Source organism: Pseudoalteromonas sp. GABNS16E, from assembly GCF_028598715.1.
GTDB classification, from domain to species: domain Bacteria; phylum Pseudomonadota; class Gammaproteobacteria; order Enterobacterales; family Alteromonadaceae; genus Pseudoalteromonas; species Pseudoalteromonas atlantica.
On sequence record NZ_JAQREZ010000046.1, the window covers coordinates 15,438 to 34,696 of the forward strand.

Here is a 19,259-nt window from a genome sequence, read left to right on the forward strand (position 1 = left end):
TTTTTATTGGAGTTTGTTTTTTGGCTACATTGCTTTAAAAAATCAAAGCGTTTTAAGCAGCCGTTTTAAAAAAGCTGTTTAAAGCTTGCACGGTTTAACGCGCTATAACTAGTAGCGCTTTAACTTTAGCAAGTTAAACAGGCTTTAATGGACTTGCTTAATGAAAGTGAATCCTTAATAATGGCTGTATAAATAAACAGTTGTTATGTGGTAATGAAAAAGTTTATTCATATCGACATGGACTGCTTTTATGCAGCGGTTGAAATGCGCGATAACCCCAAACTTGCCAGTGTGCCTTTAGCGATTGGTGGCAATAGCCGTCGTGGCGTGCTCTCTACAGCAAATTATATAGCGCGCGAATATGGTGTTCGTTCGGCTATGTCTAACTACCACGGTAAGCAATTATGCCCCGATTTAGTTATTGTGCCTGGACGCATGGCGGTTTATAAAGAAATTTCTAACCAAATACGCGCTGTATTTAAACGCTATACCGACCAAATAGAGCCGCTGTCGCTTGATGAAGCTTACCTAGATGTAACCAACAGCACCGCATGCAAAGGCAGCGCAACGCTTATTGCTCAGCAAATTAGAGCAGATATTTATAACGATACCGGCCTTACTGCCTCTGCCGGGGTTGCCCCCATTAAGTTTATTGCCAAAATAGCCAGTGACGAAAATAAACCCAATGGCCAATTTGTGGTTTTACCGGATGAAGTTGATGCGTTTTTAAATAATTTACCGCTGGGTAAAATCCCTGGTGTGGGCAAAGTAACCCTCGAAAAGCTTAATTTAAAGGGGTTATACACAGGTAAAGACGTTCGCGAGAAAGGCGTTAATTGGATGCAGCAGCATGTGGGGAATTTTGGTGTATCGCTTTATCAAAAATGTGCTGGCGAATATATTGGTAAAGTAACCACTGAGCGAGTCCGTAAATCCCTTAGTGTTGAACACACCTATGAATACAATAAAAACAGCTTACAAGAATGTTTAGATCAGTTACCTAAATTACTGGAAGAGCTAACAGCGCGCCTTAATAAGCAACAGCTACAAAATCGTATTAATAAGCTAAGTGTAAAAGTGAAGTTTGCAAACTTTGTTGTTACCTCAGCTGATCAAGCTCATCATCAATTAAATACTGCTATTTTTACTGAATTACTCTCTAAGGCGTATCAACGCGGGATGCAGCAACCAGTGCGTTTATTAGGTATTGGAGTGGGTGTTAAAAATGAACCTAATTTAAATCTGCAACTGAGTATTCTTGATTAACTACACGCTTTTTTGCAATTTAGAGTGCTTTAGCAAAGTAATTTAAACGTGGTATAAGCAGGGGCTGCCTTTACAAAAAACTATATAGTGGTTGTTAATTTCTTCTAAAACACTGAGTCACTTTAGTTAGCTGTAAAACCAAGTTGCCAGATTAAAATGAGCTGGTCGCAGTTGGCTGGTTTTGTGTTTTTATATCAACGATAATAGCCCCTTATGTTTTCTAACAGGAGTTTTACTTATGGCATATCCTCAAGCGATAGCTGCACAATCACTTAGTGCAAGCTTTGACTCATTTTCTCACGATGCACTTATTATAATTAGTGATGACTTTTCTCAATTAGCCAATAACTCATTAAGTGATGCTATCGAATCACACGCTAAAGTAGATTCTCGTATTGGTAAACAAGTTACGTTTTTAGTGGTTGATAATGTACGGGTTGTTTTAGCACCTACGGGGCCGCTTAACCGCGATTACGATGATGTAAGACGCTACTTTGATGCCGCTAAGCTAGCGATTAACGAAGCAAAAGCCGCGGGTAGTGTAAACCCTGCTATTTACTTACCAAAATTACATACAGATGCGCGTTACCAGCATGCATTAGAAGTGGCGTATTTAGGCGCATGCCAAGCATTATGGCAGCCTCTTGAAGCACGCGAATACCACGGCGAAAGCATTGAGCCTATTACGCAAATAGGTTTAATAGATGCAAATGAGCAAACAGTTAAAGCTGTAAATGCAATTGCAGCAGGGCAATATGCGGCACGTGACTTATGCGGTACTGAGCCTGAACGTATGGCGCCACCACGCTTTGCTGATTACTGTGTTGAGCTTTTTAAAGGCTCTAAAGTAGCGGTTGATGTGATTGACGATATTAACACGATAGATAAAAACTACCCTATGCTTAGCACCGTTGCTCGCGCATCTTATGCGGTTGAGCGCCACCACCCACGTGTTGTTAAGCTAGAGTACGTGCCAGAAGGTGAAGTAACGCGCACGCTAATGTTTGTTGGTAAAGGATTAGTTTACGATACCGGCGGCGCCGATTTAAAAGTAGGCGGTTACATGGCGGGTATGAGTCGTGATAAAGGTGGGGCTGCATCCGTTGCGGGCTTTATGAAAGCCGTGGCAGATTACCAACCTAAAGGCGTTAAAGTTATTTCTTACTTAGCTGTGGTTCGTAATTCAATTGGCTCAGATTGTTTTGTACCAGATGAAATTATCACTAGCCGTGAAGGCGTACGTGTACGCATTGGTAACACGGATGCAGAAGGGCGCTTAGCTATGGGTGACCTACTTAGCGAAATGAAAGATGTAGCCAAAGGCGAAGTTAATCCAACATTATTCACCCTAGCAACCCTAACAGGCCATGCGGCACGTGCTATGGGCCCTTATGGAGCATATGTTGAAAACGGACCTGCACGTAGCGCTAATACCTCTCGTCAAATAGCGGATTGTGGTGATTTATGGGCAGATGCAGCTGAGGTTTCTCGCTCTCGCCGTGAAGATTACGACTTTATCAAACCGCGTACCCTCGCTGATGATGTTTTATCAAGCAATAATGCGGCCTCTGCTGTTACAGCCCGTGGGCATCAATTCCCTATGGCGTTTTTAGCCGTTGTTGGTGGGCTTGATAAACACGGTAACGACTCTGAGCAGCCGCTTCCTTATGTACATATGGACATTGCCGGTAGTGGTGTTGAAGGCGGTGATTGGCAGCACGGTAAGCCAACCGCAGCATCAGTAACCAGCTTATTTGCACGCTACTGTATGTAATACCAATCCGCAATAATACTTAATCATTTTTCGGGGCTAAACGTGTCGCTATCTGTGTTAAAAAATTCTCATTTAGAACAACTAAATAGCAAATTTTTTGCCTAGCCATCAACACGTTTTTCCATCCTAAAAATAGATCACTTAATTATGCGAAATGGTATAAGCTAAAAACGCTTATGTAATAAAGAGCCCTGTTAATTCAGGGCTTTTTTTTGAAATTATTTTAATTTAAAGCGATTAACCACGCTCGAAAGCCCTTGGCTACTTTGTTTAAGGTTATCGCTGGCATCGGTAAGTTGCTTTGTATTATTTAGTGATTGCTCGGTTGATTGAGATAGCTCGTTAATACGTAAATTAACCTCGTCAGCGGCTTGCGTTTGCTGCTCGGTGGCTCGGGCTATTTGGCTGTTCATGTCGGTAATTATAGATACCAGCCTTTCTATTTCATTGAGCGATGTATCTGCAGATGAAACCTGCTCTACCGTCGTCACCGATAGTGCTTGGCTTGATTTTACCGCCTCTACTGCCGCTTTAGCGCCTTCTTGTAATTTAGTGATCATGGCTTGAATTTCATCTGTGCTTTGCCCTGTTCTGCTGGCTAATGTGCGCACTTCATCGGCAACAACTGCAAACCCTCTGCCGTGCTCGCCTGCACGAGCCGCTTCTATAGCAGCGTTGAGTGCAAGTAAGTTTGTTTGCTCCGATATACTTCTGATCACATCAAGCACAGAGCCTATATTGTTACTTTCGTTTGCTAAATCTTCAGTTACTTGGCTCACTGTTTCTATATTACTTGAGAGTGTTTCTATGGCGGTAATGGTATTCGCTACCACGTTTTTACCGGTTGAGGCATTTTGCGCTGCATCATTGGCAGCTTGTTCTGCGGCGTCGGCATTGCGACTCACATCATGAATTTGGTGCGTCATTTGCTCCATGGCGGCAGCTACCTGTGTGGAGCTGTCGTTTTGTAGCTCAATAAATGAGTGGCTTGTTCTACTTGACTCATCCACCGTGTGAGCGTGTCGGCTTACATCATCAGCACTGTGCGATACATGTACTAACGACTCGCGCATTTTTAAAACAAATAAATTAAAAGAGCGTGACAGCTCTGATATTTCATCATTGCCCGATTCGTTTAGCGTACGTGTTAAGTCACCTTCACCTTGCGATATGTTTTTCATCATGTCTGCGGCAAGACGAGTAGGCGTGAGTATACTTTTACCAATAAAGTAACTTAATAAAATGACAGCAATAATCATAACTAAAGCGCTAATTATGATGAGATTACGCTGCTCGCTAAATGCTTCATCTATTGAATCTAGGTATACGCCTGAGCCAATAATCCATTGCCACGGGCTAAAGCCTTTTACAAATGCGACTTTATCTACCGGCTGATCTTTTCCTGGTTTTGGCCATTTATAAGGTATAAAACCTTCTTTTTGTTGTTTTACAATGTTCACCATTTCTACAAAAAGTGCTTTGCCGTCGGGGTCTTTATTATTACTTAAGTCTTTACCGTTAAGCCCAGGCTTTATTGGGTGCATTACCATTTGGGGCTGGTAGTTGTTTACCCAAAAGTAATTTGTTTTGTCATAGCGCAGCGCTTTTATAGCGGCCAGTGCTTGTGTTTGAGCCTGCGCTTGTGTGAGTATATTGTTTTGTTCAAGCTGGTGGTAATGCTCAATAACACTGTATGCCGTTTCTACTACATTTTGGGTTTTTAGATATTGCTCGTTTTTGAGTGAGCTATATTGATGAGTTAAGCTAGATATACTAAGTACTATTAAGCCAAATACAACAATGGCTATTAACAGTAAAAAACGCTGGAAAATACTGAAACTACGTAGGTTAAGCATTAATTTGTCCTCAATTAGTGTACGCCTTAGCGCATAGAATAAGCGTAGCTAAAAACAGCGTTTAATCTAGGCTCACTAACCTATTAAGACAAAAAAAAGGCTGATTTTTCAATCAGCCTTTAGTCTATTTAGTCGTCATATGATTATTTAACATCAAAATGTCGATTAAAGAAGTTTGTGATGGTTTGGTGTAAATGTGTTTGCACCTGTTTACCGCGTAAGCTGTGTTTTGAGCCTGGGTAGGTCATCATTTCAAACTGTTTTTCGTTATCTTGTAGTTGTTTAAATAATTTAGTGGCGTGGGTAAATAACACGTTGTCATCAGCCATGCCATGGTAAATCATTAACGGGCCTTTTAAGCCATCAGCGTATGGGAATACGGCGCTGTCTTCGTAGCCTTTGGCATTGGTTTTTGGATGACCAAGGTAGCGCTCAGTGTAATGGGTGTCGTAAAGTGCCCAGTCAGTAACTGGTGCTCCCGATACACCGGCTTGAAAGTAATCGCCTGCTTTAAACATGGTCATTAGGGCCATGTATCCGCCATAACTGTGGCCATAAATACCAATGCGTTGTGGGTCTACGTAATCAAGCGTGCGTAAAAACTCAACGCCTTTAATTTGATCTGCTACTTCTACAACACCTAAGTGTTTGTAAATAGCGTCTTCAAACCTTTTACCACGGTTGTATGAGCCTCGGTTATCGAGCTGAAAAATAACATAGCCTTGTTGCGCCATGTATTGAAAGTACAAGTTTTTGCTGCGCCAGCTATTTGTTACGCGTTGTGCATGCGGGCCGCCGTATACATTAACAATTACTGGGTGCTTTTTACCGTCTGCAATATTACTTGGTTTAAACAAGCGGTAATGCATTACTTGGCCATCTTCTGCTTTAATTGTGCCGTACTCTGGAGTTGCTAAATCACTTAAATAAGGTGTTAATGGGTGGCTATCATCAAGATTATTTTGTTCAAGCCATGTGATAAATTCGCCATTTACTTTACGTAGTGCCGCCGAGTTAGGCTTGTTTACCGATGAGCTATTATCAATAAACGTTTTGCTGTCTTTAGCCATTACCACTTTGTGGTATTGGCCTTGTTCGGTGATGCGCTTAATATTGCCTTTTTTAAACAGTGGTGCGCTGTATAAATGGCTTTCAAGCGGGGTGTCTTTACGTCCTGCAAAGTAAACTATGCCTTTTTTCTCATCCACGCCTTTTAAGCTATCAACAACCCAGTCTCCTGAGGTGATTTGTCGAATTAGCTGGCCGTTAGTGCGGTACAAATAAAGGTGTTTAAAACCATCGCGCTCAGAAGCCCATACAAAATGCTTTTTGTCTTTTAAGAAATGCAGATCAAAGTTTAAATTGATCCACGTATCGCTACTTTCTGTTAGCGCTACTTTTTGCGTTTTAGTATCGCTATTGTAAAAACGTAGTTCTAACTTATGTTGTGAGCGATTTTGCCATTGATACGAAAGAGTTGTGCTGTCTTTTAGCCATTTAGCACGTGCAATGTAAATGTCTTTATCGTCGCCTAAATCAACCCAGTCAACGTTTTGATTATTTAAAGACACAACGCCTAGTTGTATTTCAACGTTGTCGGTGCCTGTAAATGGGTAACGTTGATTAAATAGCTTTACTTCGTCTGCATAAATTTCGTTACGGATAGCTTCTTTTACTGGGGTTTCATCTACGCGAGTGAATGCAATTTTAGATTCGTCGCCTGCCCACCAGTAGCCAGTCATACGGCTCATTTCTTCTTGTGCTACAAATTCGGCCATGCCGTTTTTAATAACGCCGCCGCCATCTTTGCTCAGTTGTATTTCTTTACCTGAATCAAGTGCTAAAGCGTAAAGGTTTTGCTCGCGAATAAACGATACATAGTTACCTTTAGGAGAAAAACGGGCATCGGTTTCAAACGCTTCTGTATTGGTAAGTTTTTTACTTTTACCAGATGCAAGCTCGTAATAATACAGGTCACCATTGAGTGGGAATAACAGGGCTTTGCCGTCTTTAGACCATTTGTACTCTAAAATACCTTTACCAAAAATACGTTGACGTTCGCGGCGTGCTTTTTCCTCATCAGAGAGGTTTTCTGGGCCTGAAAACAGCTTTGCAGAATCAACCAGTATTCTGTTGGTGTTATCTTTTAAGTTGTATTCCCATAAATCATAACGGTTGTAGTCATCGGTTTTACCTTGCAGGTAAGTTACGCGGCTACCGTCTGGTGAAAACTTAAGTTGTACGGGAGCTTTACCCGACAAGCTCGGATCATCAAAAATACGCTCTAGCGATAATGGTTTTGCTTGTACGCTTAGTGCGCCAACAGCTAGCGGTAGTGCGAGGGTTAAGTGTTTTATTTTTTTTAGCACAAGGTTGCCTTAGCTTATTATAAATATTGTATTAAATGGTAAAGCTAAGCGTGTGCAACTGCAAATAAATGCTATAAAGTGGCCATTATTAAAGACTAACTAGGATGTGACGATGACGAACCACACTTTTGAACTCGCCCCAGAGCTTAGGCGCGATTGTATAGAACTGGCAGATTGGCCTTTATGTAAGGTGCTATTACTTAACGACAGCCAATACCCTTGGTTTGTATTGGTGCCCAGAAAACCTAATTTAAAAGAGATCATCGATTTATCTGATGCCGATCAAATTGTATATTTAAAAGAGTCGGCCAAACTCAGCAAGCTTATTATGCAAGTGTTTAGCCCTGATAAATTAAACGTGGCCGCTTTGGGTAATATGGTGCCGCAATTACATATTCATCATATTGCACGTTTTACAACTGATGCTGCGTGGCCTGCACCGGTGTGGGGTAAGTTTCCTGCAAAACCATACACAGATGAGCAAATAATAGCGCTAAAAAAAGCGCTGCAGTTATAAACTACAGCGCTTTATTAAACTATTACAAAGTATTACGTGTTGGGTTAGTTAAGGCCTAACACGTCTTTGCCTTGTTTAAAGGTTACATCAACCGGAATATTAGCTTGGCTTAGCTTTTCTAAGTCTTTAGCAAGCTCTTCTTTAATATCGCCATGTGTTGCGATTAGTTGATCTACTTTTTCGTAATCGCCGTCACCTTGTAATGTTAAAATTAAGCGCGACAGCTTAGCCATAGCCACGCCCATTTTTTCCATATTTACACGGTATAAACCCTCTTCATTTTTAGAAAAAGCGCCTTCTTGAGCAAAAAAGTTAAAGCGGATCATGTTGGCTTTACCATGTGCGCTTGATGCACCAAAACGTACTGAGCGGAAAATACCCGCCATAAAGGTGGTGTAGTAATCTTCTAATGTGCCTTCGGTAATTTCGCCTTTTTTAAGTAACTGCTCAACCATGTATAAACCTAAAATATCGGCTTTACCTTCTTCAAGTGCACTTGCGTGCTCTTGTAATGATTGGCGCACAGTGCCTTTATTTGTAATGGTGTTTTTAATACCTAGGCCATGAGCCACTTCGTGAAACATGGTATTGGCAAAAAAGGCGTTAAAGGTAATATGCTTACGTTGCTCAGGTACAATTAACTGCTCAGCAATTGGCACTAAAATTTTATCAAATTTTGCACGCATTGCGTTTTTAAGCTGCAGACGACGAGTGCCTTTTTCAAGCTGTACTTGCTCATCGTTTGGTAAGTTAATGGCAATCGTTTTGCTGCCCGCATTTGAGTGACCTGCATAGTAAACCACATCGTAAGCATTTAAGTCAGCGTCTGAGCCTGGCACTTCTTGTTTATATTTAGCATCTACCGGTAGACCTTTTTGAAGCTCTGGTAAAAAGGCCGCAAATTTAGCTAGGCGCTCGCTCCATTTTAAATCTTTAATTAGTACATACGACTCATAAGCAGAGCGGTAGCCAAAGAGTTGATCTTCATAGGTTTCAATTGGGCCAATAACCACATCAACTGGGTTATTTTTCATGTCCATCCAGGCAAAGTCAGAACCCTGAAAATCATCTTTTTGTAGTGCATCAGCACGTAGGTTTAAGTAATTAGCAAATTCTTTGTCATCGGCAAGCTTACTGGCTTCACGTAATAAATCTGCTGCTTTAGCTAACTCCTCAGCATATTCTTTTGAGTAAGGCACGCTGTAAAGGTTACCTTGCTCATCACGTTTAATTAATGAATAAAGGCCTTTTTTATCTTCTACGTCGGCGTTATTTAGCTCTTCTTTTGTTATGTCGGCTGGGTAGAATTGTGCGCCAAGGGCTTTTTCTTTGTAACCTGATAAAAACGGTTCGTCACCATTTAAACGATCCCAAGGACCGTAGTTAATATCAGCAAATTTACGTACTTTTTCATCACTTAGCTTTGCTAAAAAAGCGTCTTTATTATCGCCAAAAGCCTGCTTCCAAAATAGCTCGTCCATAATTTTAGAGGCATCGATAAGCTTAGCAACCATGGCTTTTTGATTCTCACTTAAATGAGATAGGTCGGCTTCTAGGCTAAAGTCGGTGTAAATATCTAAACGTTGTTTATCAATATTAATTAAATCTGGGCCAGCTTGCGCGGCACTTTTTTGAGCAAGTTCTACACCTGTGGCTTCGGTCGAAGAGGGGGCTTGCTCTGAGCATGCACTAAGAAAAACGACGCCTGAGAGTAAAATTGCTTGGCTAATTTTGTTTAAGATCATTTGATTGCCTGTTAAAAAAGTAAGTTTAATTATTTGTACGCTTAAATTTAATTGCTAGCGCGTACAAACGTTTCCTTATAGTGACTGCATTAAAGCAAAACTAAATGGTAAATAGCAAGTGTTTGGCGTTGTACCGCGCCTACAGGCGATAATAACAATTAATTTATATAATTTTCTTAACTTTATCGGTAAGTTAGATAATACTCATTGTATTACTCATTTTATCCGAGGTTAGCAGTTGCATTGCGGCCCAGAAACAAAAGGATGACAGTTCTATGTCTACAGAAAATGCACTATTAACGATTTTGGTTGATAGAATCAATAACGACACTTTGGTTTTACCTACGCTACCTGAAGTTGCAATCAAAGTGCGCCAAGCGGCCGATAACCCTGATGTAAACCTAATGCAAATGTCAGATGTGATTGGGCAAGACCCGGCTCTTTCAGCGCGCATGATCAAAGTGGCTAACAGTGCAATTATGGGCCGAGCGGTTAAAGTGTCTAACTTACAGCAAGCGGTTACGCGTATTGGTTTACGCCAAATTAAAAATATAGCAACGGCAATGGCAATGGAGCAGCTGTTTGTTTCTAATAATGAGCTAATAAAAGGCTACATGAGTAAAGCGTGGCAAAAAACGCTAAATGTGGCGGGGCATTCAATAACGCTTATGGCGTTTTATTTACAAAATAATAAACGTACATCTTTAAATAGTGACTCTATTACGTTGGCGTCGTTGGTATATAACATTGGTGTATTGCCTATTTTAACCGAAGCTGAGCGCCACCCAGAGGTGTTTGCTAACCCAAGCTTTTTAGCGCATGCAATTCAAAAGCTCAGTGGTAAAATTGGTGGCTCAATTATGGGAGCGTGGGAGTTTCCACCTGAATTTGTAAATGTTGCTAGACATTGGGCCGACCCTACGTATCGCCCTGAAGAGATTGGTTATGTTGATTTTATTCGTATTGGCGCTATTTTAGAGGGGACTTTACAGGTTTCTGATAAATCAGCGGCTTTACAAACCTACATAGATAAAGGCGTTATTCCTTCTATGCAGCTATTTTCAAGTGACGAATACAACGACATGCTCGAAAATGTAAAAGACACATTTAGCTAATTAGCAGTTATAAAGGTAAAAGCAAAAAGCACGGCTAAGTCGTGCTTTTTTTGGTTTTAATAGCGCTTATAATTTTAGCGTTTTATAAATCTTCTGCATCACCTAAACCGGCCGTCAGCTCTTCAAGCAGTAGCTTGATTTCTTCTGAGGCTAAAATAAAGTCAGCATCTAATTTAACTGCCATATCTTCCTTAGGAATATCGGCGTTTTCTTCTTTTAAAGTTTCTGAGTAGCTTAAACGCTTGATAGAGCCATCGTTTTGCAGCATAAACTTCAGGCGTTCTTGCCAATCAAGTGCAAGTTTGGTCACGCGTTTACCATTTTCTAGGTGCGATTTAACTTCATCACACGATAAATCATGACCTTTTAGTTTAACCTGTGCGCCACTGTCGTCGGCTTCTTCTAGCTCAGCATCAAAACCTATAGCAAAGTTTTCAGGGGTGCTGAAGTTAGTTAACCAATCAGTTAAAAATACATCTAGGTCGTAGTTTGCAAAAGCAGGTACTACTGGTAATGTGCCCAGAGACTTACGCAGCAATGCAAGTAGCTCTTCTGCTTTATTAAAACTGCCGCTGTTTACTACAACCCAGCCGTTTTCTTGGTCAATAAAAGCAAACTGTAGGCTTGATTTTTTAAACGCTTGAGGTAATAAGGTAGTTAAAATGTTTTCTTTTAACTCGTCTTTTTCTTTCTTTTTAACAGGACGGTTTTCTTCCGCTTCTATTTGATCTACTTTTTCGGCAACCATTTCATTAACAACAGATGCAGGCAGCACTTTTTCTTCACGTTTGGCACACACTAAAATGCTTTTTTGTGAAAAATGCGCCAGCGAGTCACCATGCTTACCAAATGCTTTTGTCCAACCAAATGTAGAAAGGTCTTGAGAGCCACAAGGGCGAAATACATCTTGTTCTAACGCTTTTTCAAACTCTTCTTGAGTGTACGAAACATCTTGTTTAAAGCGATAACAAATCAGGTTACTAAACCACATAAGGTAACTTTTCCATCTTTTAAATTTGCTCAATCATAGCAATAAAATGGGGTTCTCGAAATGGCTGATTTTAAGCAAAGCCGTTATTGGTTAAATAATGGCTTTGGCATGTTTTTAGGAAACTCAATATGGTAATGAAGCCCTTTGTCAGGCTCACTGCTTGCCTCTATTGAGCCGCTAAGTGTTTGCTTAACTAAGTTAAAGGTTATGTGTGTGCCTAACCCACTGCCGCCTTGGTCGCGTTTTGTAGTAAAAAATGGGTCAAACAATTTGGCTAATTGCTCTTTTGTTACGCCATTGCCGTTATCGGTGTAGTCAATTATAAGGAGTGTGTCATCGGCGCTAATATTTATATCAATATTGCCCTGCGCGATATTATCAAAACCATGAATAATTGAGTTTATAATTAAGTTGGTAAAAATTTGGCTAATCGCCCCTGCAGGCAGATTAAGAACTAAATCATCCGGGCACTGTAAATTTATTGTGTGCTTGGTTTTTTTAAGTTTAGGGTGGAGCGATAAAATTACTTCGTTTAAATAATCTTTAAAGTTAATTGTTCTTACAGCTTCACTGGCTTGGTCTACCGCTATTTGTTTAAAGCTGGCAATAAGCTCAGAGGCTCTATCAAGGTTGGTTGTAAGCAAGCTTGTGCTTTGCTTTGCTTCGTTTATAAATTCTTCTAATGCTTTGGGCGATAACGTTTTTTCTTTGTAGGCATTTTCTAATGTGTTTAAACGCTCTTGTAAAAACGATATAGCAGTTACACCAATCCCAATAGGTGTATTTATGTCGTGTGTAATACCGGCGACTAATCCGCCTAGCGCAGCCATTTTTTCGGTGCCTACTAAGCGCTCTTGTGCAAGGCTTAGCTCGTCTAGGTAGCGTTCAAGCTCTTTTTGTTTAGTTAATAATTCTTCTTCGGTGTGTCTGCGTAAATCAACTTCTTCGGTTAGTACCAGCTTTTGTTTTTCTAGTTCGTACTTTTGCTGTTGTAAATCCATCATAGCTTGGCTTAAGTTTGACGTTTTACGGGCAACATCTTGTTCAAGCTGTATATTGTGCTGGTCGAGCTTTTCGTTACTAACAATCAACTCACGTTGGGTATGCTCAAGCTCTTTTCTGTATTGAACTACTTTATCTATTAAGTTATTAAAAGACTGCTCCATAACGTTTAGCTCGTTATGCTCTTCGGTCTCAATGTCTATGTGTTGACCTTCTAAGTCATCAAGCTCTAAGTTTTCTATTTGATCGGTTAACTCGTTTAAAGGGTCGGTGAGCAGCTTTCTAAATGCCATTAAAAACAGAATGATCAAAAAGGTGGTTTTGATCATGGCGTTACCAATTAAAAAGTAAATAGATACCATTATTCGGCTAAATACCACATCGCGGCTAGAGAACAAGGTCACATCACCTACTTGAGTAGCGCGCCCAGAAAATTCAAAAATTAGGGGAAAGGTATAACCAAAGAGACCCGATTTGGTGTCCTCTATAATGACTTCCTCTTGTACGAGTTGTTGGTTATAAAGTTTGTGTATATCCAAAGAGCGCCCCAGCTGCGAAATAATTTCACCGCTGTCGTCGCGCACTATAATGCCCTCCACCATAGGTATAGCAAGTAAGCCTTCTGCGGTTGTAATTGTTTGCTTTGTGTTTAGTTCCCAAATTGCGCGTGTTAAGCTTCGGCTAAAGGTTTTTTGTAGCGTACTTAGCTCATCACGAATGTAGTCTTTAGTATTTACAAATTCTGCAAGCACCTGTCCACATGTCACCACAAAGGTAAGCAAAAAATACACTGATAAAACATTAGTTAACAATTTCTTAGAAAGGCTTTTTTGTAACATATGGGATTTACTCATCCGGTGTAATTATATCTAAGTTGCAATTTCTAACTTAAAAGTTAGTCAATAAAACCTTAAAAATAAATAAAAAATTTATATTTTAAAGAGATAGCCCAGCTATTGAGTCGTTTTGTTTTAATAATAGTGCACTAAACTGATTTAAATTAATTTTAATGCCTACTGAGATTTCAAAAACGATGATTTTTAATAGGCAGCTAGAGCAATTATTAATAATATTTAACGTTTTATTGTAAGGTTACAGTATTACATTATGCGAACAAGCAAAGTGTTAGAGTTTTAGGAACGTGTTAGAATAGCAAAAACCAACGGACGGCTCGTTTTTATAATTTTTAGAAGGTTATTTTAGTAGTTAACATGATGAAATTTTCTATATTAGTGTGTGATGACTCCACTGTTGCACGCAAACAAGTTGTGCGTTGTTTAAATGAGTGCGTGAGTGCCGACATTCAACAAGCCGCAAACGGGGCCGATGCGTTGGCGCTTTTACGCTTGCAGCAATTTGATCTTTTGTGTTTAGACTTAACCATGCCAGAAGTTGACGGCGTACAAGTGCTGGCGCGCATTAAGGCAGAAAAAATAGAGTGTTTTGTACTAGTGATCTCCGCTGATATACAACAACAAATGAAGCAAAAAGTCGCGCAGCTTGGTGCCATCGACTTTATAAATAAACCTATTAATAAATCGGCTTTAAGTGAAGTTTTGCATAAATTTGGCATTCATTAGGTTTTTTCATGTTCAAAAAGGCTGTTTTATCTTTTAATTTGGGGGTTGACAGCATAGCCTTTGTTAAGGCAGTCTTAGCTCTATGAAAACAATTAATCGCGCACTGACCATTATTATTACAACCACCATTCTTACTGGATAGTGGCATAGGTCGGTGCAACAAATTTAAAGGCCTGTGTTCACTAAGAACACAGGCCTTTTTTCGTTTTATGGGATGAGGAACATAAATAATGCGCGTTTTAAAATTTGGAGGCTCTTCGCTTGCCGACTTTGCCTGTTTGCAACAAGTAGCTTTGCTGGTAAAAGCACAGTTAAAAGATGAAATGTTACTGGTACTTTCTGCACCCGGAGGTATGACTGATTCATTAGTTGCGCTGGCAAGTGCCGCTGAGCAAGGTCAAGATTTTTCTCAGCAATGGCAAGCTTTGTTAAGCCGATGCGAGACATTAAAAGCAGAAGTAGAAAAAAGCAGTGGCGAAGTAACAAACTGGCCAGATTTTAATGAGCTTAAAAATAAGCTAGATGGTGTGGCGCTTATTAAGTGTTGCCCAGATCAAATTCGTGCTTTTGTAATTAGTTTTGGTGAGCGTGTTAGCGTATCGCTAATGCAAAGTTTATTAAGCTCGCACAATGCACAATACCTTGAAGCAACGCGTTGTGTTGCCTCTACTGGTGGCTACATTGATGCTGAGGTTGACTTAGTAACGAGTAAAGCACGCTTTCAAGCAGTACTTAAAGAAAACCCAGCCACCATTTACATTATGCCAGGCTTTACAGCAAGCAACGAGCAAGGCGAACTTACTACACTTGGTCGTAATGGCTCTGATTACTCAGCAGCTATTGCAGCGGCATGTTTAGATGCTGAAATTTGCCAAATTTGGACTGACGTTGATGGTGTGTACAGTGCTGATCCGCGCTACATCAAAAAAGCAACTAAAGTTGATTTCTTATCTTATAAAGAAGCGATGGAGCTTTCTTACTTTGGCGCTAAAGTACTTCATCCTAAAACCATTTTACCGTGCGCGAAAGCTGGCGTACCGTGCGAAATTAAAAATACCCATAACCCAGATGCTCAAGGGTCATTAATTGGTAACGACTATTCATCTGATGAGCCAGTAAAAGCGCTTTCTAGCTTAAAAGACTTAGCAATGCTAACCGTGTCAGGCCCTGGCATGAAAGGTAAAGTGGGCATGGCCTCTAAGGTATTTAATGCTCTTGCGCACGATAACGTATCGATAGTATTAATTACTCAATCATCGTGTGAATTTAGCATTAGCTTTTGTGTGCACGAAAGCGATTTAGCGCTCGCGCTAGAAGCCTTGCAAAGTGCATTTGAACTTGAATTACAAGCAGGCTTAATTGAGCCTGTGCAAGTACAACGTAATCTTGCCATTGTTACTTTAGTGGGCGATAACATGCGTGCACACAAAGGTTTAGCAGCACAGTTTTTTGCTTCTCTTGCACAGGCCCAAGTAAACATTGTAGCCATTGCGCAGGATTCTACAGAAAGTGCTATTTCGGCGGTTATTGATGGTGAGCTGTGTAACGATGCAGTGAAAATATGCCATGAAAACTTTTTTACCCACGTCCCTTCAATTGACGTATTTTTACTTGGCTGTGGCTTAGTAGGCCAAGAGCTTATTTCTCAGTTAGAGCGCCAGCAAGCGTGGCTTGAAAAACGTAATATTAAGTTAAACCTATATGGCGTTGCTAATTCTCGTCAATTGCATTTAGACAGCGAAGGTATTGCATTTGATGACTGGCAGCAAAAGCTTGCAGCATCAGAGCAAGCGTTTGATTTAAATTTAGTTGAGCAGTTTGTAAAACAAAATCACTTAGTAAACCCGGTGCTTGTAGATTGTACGTCTTCTGATGCGCTAGCAGCTCAGTACGTGGATTTTTTAAATGCGGGCTTCCATGTGGTTGCCGCTAATAAAAAAGCAACAACCAGCTCGTATGATTATTACCAAGACTTAATTGCAGCAACACAAAAAAATAACCGCAAGTTTTTATACGAAACAAACGTAGGTGCAGGCTTACCGGTAATCGATAACCTACAGTCGTTATTTGGTGCAGGTGATGAGTTACTTGAGTTTAGCGGTATTTTATCAGGCTCACTGTCGTACATGTTTGGTGCACTAGAAGATGGTTTATCACTTTCTGAGGCAACTATTAAAGCAAAAGAAAGCGGTTTTACAGAGCCAGACCCACGCGATGATTTATCGGGGACCGATGTGGCACGTAAATTACTTATTATTGCTCGCGAAGCCGGCATGAAATTAGAGCTTAGTGATATAGAAGTCGAGTCAGTATTGCCTCAAGGTTTTGCTCAAGGCGACAGCGTAGATGAATTTATGGCTAAACTGCCAAGTTTAGACGCTGAGTTTAACGACCGTATTCAAAGTGCGGCAGCAGAGGGCAAGGTACTTCGTTATGTAGGTACAATTAAAGAAGGTCACTGTAAAGTAGGTATTGAAGCGGTAGACTCATCGCATGCATTAAATGTTATTCGTGATGGTGAAAACGCGTTAGCTATTTTAAGCCAGTATTATCAACCACGCCCATTTGTAATTCGTGGTTACGGTGCAGGCTCTGCAGTAACCGCTGCAGGCGTATTTGCCGACGTATTAAAAACGTTATCGCGCTAGGAGAGCATTATGATAGAAGTATATGCTCCGGCGTCTATAGGTAATTTTGCAGTGGGCTTTGATGCACTTGGTGCAGCGCTTGCGCCTATTGATGGCAGCTTGTTAGGTGATGTAGCCGTAGTAAGTGCCGCAGCAAGTGATGAGTTTGTTTGCTCTGGCGAATATGCGCATAAGTTACCAAGCGATGCGAGCGAAAACCTAGCATATCAATGTTTAGTGCATTTTAGAGCGCACGTTGCGCCAGATATGCCAAGTGTAAAATTAGAGCTTAAAAAGAACTTACCAATTGGCTCAGGGCTAGGTTCGAGTGCGTGCTCGGTGGTAGCAACCTTTGCTGCGCTTGATAAGTTTGCTCAAACTAATTTAAGCCAAGTTGAGCTGATTGAATTAATGGCTGATTTTGAAGCTATAGTCAGTGGCGGACGTCATTATGACAACATCACCCCGTGTTATTTAGGGGGCTTACAGCTTACAGGCGATTTAATTCCTGATAAGTCAATTGCTCTACCAGTTGATGAAAACTGGTACTACGTAGCGGCGTTTCCTGGGTTTTCGCTTAATACCGCAAAGGCACGCTCGGTATTACCTAAAGAGCTAAGCATGCATGCAGGGGTTGAGTTTGCACAGCGTTTATCGGCATTTAGCAGTTTGTTATTAACGCAGCGTTTTGATGATGCACTGAGTATTATGCAAGACGATATAGCAGAGCCGTACCGAGCGCCGTTAATAACAGGGTTTAGCGAAGCGAAAGCAAATTTGCCAGCGCTTGGTGCAGAAATTGTCAGTATTTCAGGTGCGGGCCCTACGTTATTTACAGTGTGTAAAACATTAGAAGCTGCTGAAAAATGTGCGCAGTGGTTAGCGCAAAACTATATAAATGAGCAGGGCTTTTGCCACATTTGTAAATTAGATAACGACGGCACGCGTCAATTAACAGTTTTATAGGATAGGCATTTATGCAATTACATAATTTAAAAGAAAATTCTCAAAAAGTGTCGTTTGTTGAAGCGGTAAAAACAGGGCTTGGGCGTAATCAGGGGGTATTTTTCCCTGAAAGCTTAGCGCCACTCGCCGATGTAGATGCGTTATTAGATATGGACTTTGTTACCCGCAGTAGCAAAATTTTATCGCACCTTATTGGTGATGAATTACCCGCTGATACCGTTGCTCAAATGGTTAAAAATGCATTTAACTTCCCCGTAAAATTGGTAGAGGTTGAAGACAATAACTATTGTTTAGAGCTTTTTCATGGCCCTACGCTTGCGTTTAAAGACTTTGGCGGGCGCTTTATGGCTGAGTGTTTAGCACAGTTTAATCAAGGCGAAAAAGTCACGATTTTAACGGCAACCTCTGGCGATACTGGCGCTGCTGTTGCACATGCGTTTTACAACAAGCCAAATATAGATGTGGTTATTCTATACCCTAAAGGCAAAATTTCGCTTGCTCAGCAAAAGCTATTTACTACGCTTGGTAACAACATTCATTGTTACGCGGTTGATGGCAGTTTTGATGATTGCCAAGAGCTGGTTAAAAAGTCGTTTTTAGATGACGAAGTTAAATCTACACTTGGCCTTAATTCAGCTAACTCAATCAACATTAGCCGCCTAGTGGCACAAGTATGTTATTACTTTGAAGCCATTGCTCAGCTACCAAAAGAAAAGCGTGCTACAGCGCATATTTCGGTCCCTAGTGGTAACTTTGGCAATGTATGTGCCGCCATGATTGGTGCAGTAATTGGTTTGCCGGTGGGTAAACTAAGCGCGACTACAAATCAAAACGACACCGTGCCACGTTACATGCTTGATAAAAATTGGGCGCCAAATGCCACACTTGAGTCGCTTTCAAATGCGATGGATGTGAGCAAGCCAAATAACTGGCCACGAGTGCAAACAATGTTAGATAATAACTGGTTTAGCTACGATAATTTTTACTCAACCAGTGTGAGCGAAGAAAATACGCAAGCAGTGATGAAAAATATTCAACAAACTGGTTATGTTGCAGAGCCGCATACCGCTATTGCATACCAAGGTCTTGTAGAGAATAAAGCACCCGGCGCAGCAGGTATCTTTTTAGCAACTGCTCACCCCGCTAAGTTTAAAGAAAGCGTAGAAGAGATTCTAAATATTGAACTTGATATGCCAAAACCACTTAGCGACGCACTTGCTAAACCTTGTTTAGCAAGCGACATTAACCCTGATTATGAAGCGTTACGCACTGAAATACTCGCTAAGTTAGGCTAACTAACTTAGCGTTAAAAAAGCGGCTTAGGCCTAATGCCGATCAGTTAAGAAATATTTTAATGATCAGTTGACCGATCTTCTATAGATGTAAGAATCCGATGAGCATTTGCCATCGGATTTTTTTATGAATATTAAAACAGCTTTAGACACCGCATT

At 40.7% G+C, this 19,259-nt stretch carries 13 protein-coding genes; 8 read left to right on the forward strand and 5 right to left on the reverse strand.

Annotated elements, in window-relative coordinates; translation table 11 throughout:
* The first annotated feature begins 213 nt into the window (after positions 1 to 213).
* Entirely contained in the window at positions 214 to 1,266 is a 1,053-nt protein-coding gene (gene dinB, locus PSI06_RS16255) for a DNA polymerase IV (RefSeq protein ID WP_273604321.1), read from the forward strand.
* Between the two features lie 238 nt (positions 1,267 to 1,504).
* Positions 1,505 to 3,040, forward strand: coding sequence for a M17 family metallopeptidase (locus PSI06_RS16260; protein ID WP_273604320.1), 1,536 nt, complete (start codon positions 1,505 to 1,507; stop codon positions 3,038 to 3,040).
* Positions 3,041 to 3,258: 218 nt separating this feature from the next.
* On the opposite strand, the gene PSI06_RS16265 is transcribed toward PSI06_RS16260, so the two are convergent.
* Together PSI06_RS16265 and PSI06_RS16270 are read right to left on the reverse strand one after the other, a co-directional pair.
* On the reverse strand, positions 3,259 to 4,896 hold the full coding sequence (locus PSI06_RS16265; protein WP_273604319.1) for a methyl-accepting chemotaxis protein: 1,638 nt from the start codon (positions 4,894 to 4,896) through the stop codon (positions 3,259 to 3,261).
* 143 nt (positions 4,897 to 5,039) lie between these two features.
* The gene (locus tag PSI06_RS16270; protein ID WP_273604318.1) at positions 5,040 to 7,265 is read right to left on the reverse strand and encodes a S9 family peptidase; all 2,226 of its coding nucleotides are present in this window, start codon (positions 7,263 to 7,265) and stop codon (positions 5,040 to 5,042) included.
* Between the two features lie 112 nt (positions 7,266 to 7,377).
* Here PSI06_RS16270 and PSI06_RS16275 point away from each other — a divergent pair, with 112 nt between their 5' ends.
* The gene (locus PSI06_RS16275; protein ID WP_273604317.1) at positions 7,378 to 7,782 is read left to right on the forward strand and encodes an HIT domain-containing protein; all 405 of its coding nucleotides are present in this window, start codon (positions 7,378 to 7,380) and stop codon (positions 7,780 to 7,782) included.
* A 44-nt stretch (positions 7,783 to 7,826) separates the two neighbouring features.
* Here PSI06_RS16275 and PSI06_RS16280 read toward each other — a convergent pair whose 3' ends face one another.
* Positions 7,827 to 9,527 carry a dipeptidyl-peptidase 3 family protein gene (locus PSI06_RS16280; protein ID WP_055254716.1) on the reverse strand — a complete coding sequence of 567 codons (1,701 nt, stop codon included), beginning with the start codon at positions 9,525 to 9,527 and terminating at the stop codon, positions 7,827 to 7,829.
* A 275-nt stretch (positions 9,528 to 9,802) separates the two neighbouring features.
* Between PSI06_RS16280 and PSI06_RS16285 the strand changes: the two genes are divergently transcribed.
* Positions 9,803 to 10,642, forward strand: a complete 840-nt coding sequence (locus tag PSI06_RS16285) for an HDOD domain-containing protein (protein ID WP_096740057.1) — start codon at positions 9,803 to 9,805, stop codon at positions 10,640 to 10,642.
* Between the two features lie 82 nt (positions 10,643 to 10,724).
* On the opposite strand, the gene rdgC is transcribed toward PSI06_RS16285, so the two are convergent.
* On the reverse strand, positions 10,725 to 11,633 hold the full coding sequence (rdgC, locus tag PSI06_RS16290; protein WP_004586854.1) for a recombination-associated protein RdgC: 909 nt from the start codon (positions 11,631 to 11,633) through the stop codon (positions 10,725 to 10,727).
* An 83-nt stretch (positions 11,634 to 11,716) separates the two neighbouring features.
* Positions 11,717 to 13,474 carry a sensor histidine kinase gene (locus PSI06_RS16295; protein WP_273604316.1) on the reverse strand — a complete coding sequence of 586 codons (1,758 nt, stop codon included), beginning with the start codon at positions 13,472 to 13,474 and terminating at the stop codon, positions 11,717 to 11,719.
* A gap of 372 nt (positions 13,475 to 13,846) precedes the next feature.
* On the opposite strand from PSI06_RS16295, the gene PSI06_RS16300 reads away from it, so the two are divergent.
* The 4 genes from PSI06_RS16300 to thrC all read left to right on the forward strand — a co-directional run bounded on the left by PSI06_RS16300 (position 13,847) and on the right by thrC (position 19,103).
* Positions 13,847 to 14,215 carry a response regulator gene (locus tag PSI06_RS16300; RefSeq protein WP_273604315.1) on the forward strand — a complete coding sequence of 123 codons (369 nt, stop codon included), beginning with the start codon at positions 13,847 to 13,849 and terminating at the stop codon, positions 14,213 to 14,215.
* 230 nt (positions 14,216 to 14,445) lie between these two features.
* Positions 14,446 to 16,863 carry a bifunctional aspartate kinase/homoserine dehydrogenase I gene (thrA, locus tag PSI06_RS16305; protein ID WP_273604314.1) on the forward strand — a complete coding sequence of 806 codons (2,418 nt, stop codon included), beginning with the start codon at positions 14,446 to 14,448 and terminating at the stop codon, positions 16,861 to 16,863.
* A gap of 9 nt (positions 16,864 to 16,872) precedes the next feature.
* Positions 16,873 to 17,808, forward strand: a complete 936-nt coding sequence (gene thrB / locus PSI06_RS16310) for a homoserine kinase (protein WP_029773773.1) — start codon at positions 16,873 to 16,875, stop codon at positions 17,806 to 17,808.
* Between the two features lie 11 nt (positions 17,809 to 17,819).
* Complete coding sequence (gene thrC / locus PSI06_RS16315) at positions 17,820 to 19,103, forward strand: threonine synthase (protein WP_029773772.1); 1,284 nt, start codon at positions 17,820 to 17,822, stop codon at positions 19,101 to 19,103.
* Positions 19,104 to 19,259 lie beyond the last annotated feature (156 nt).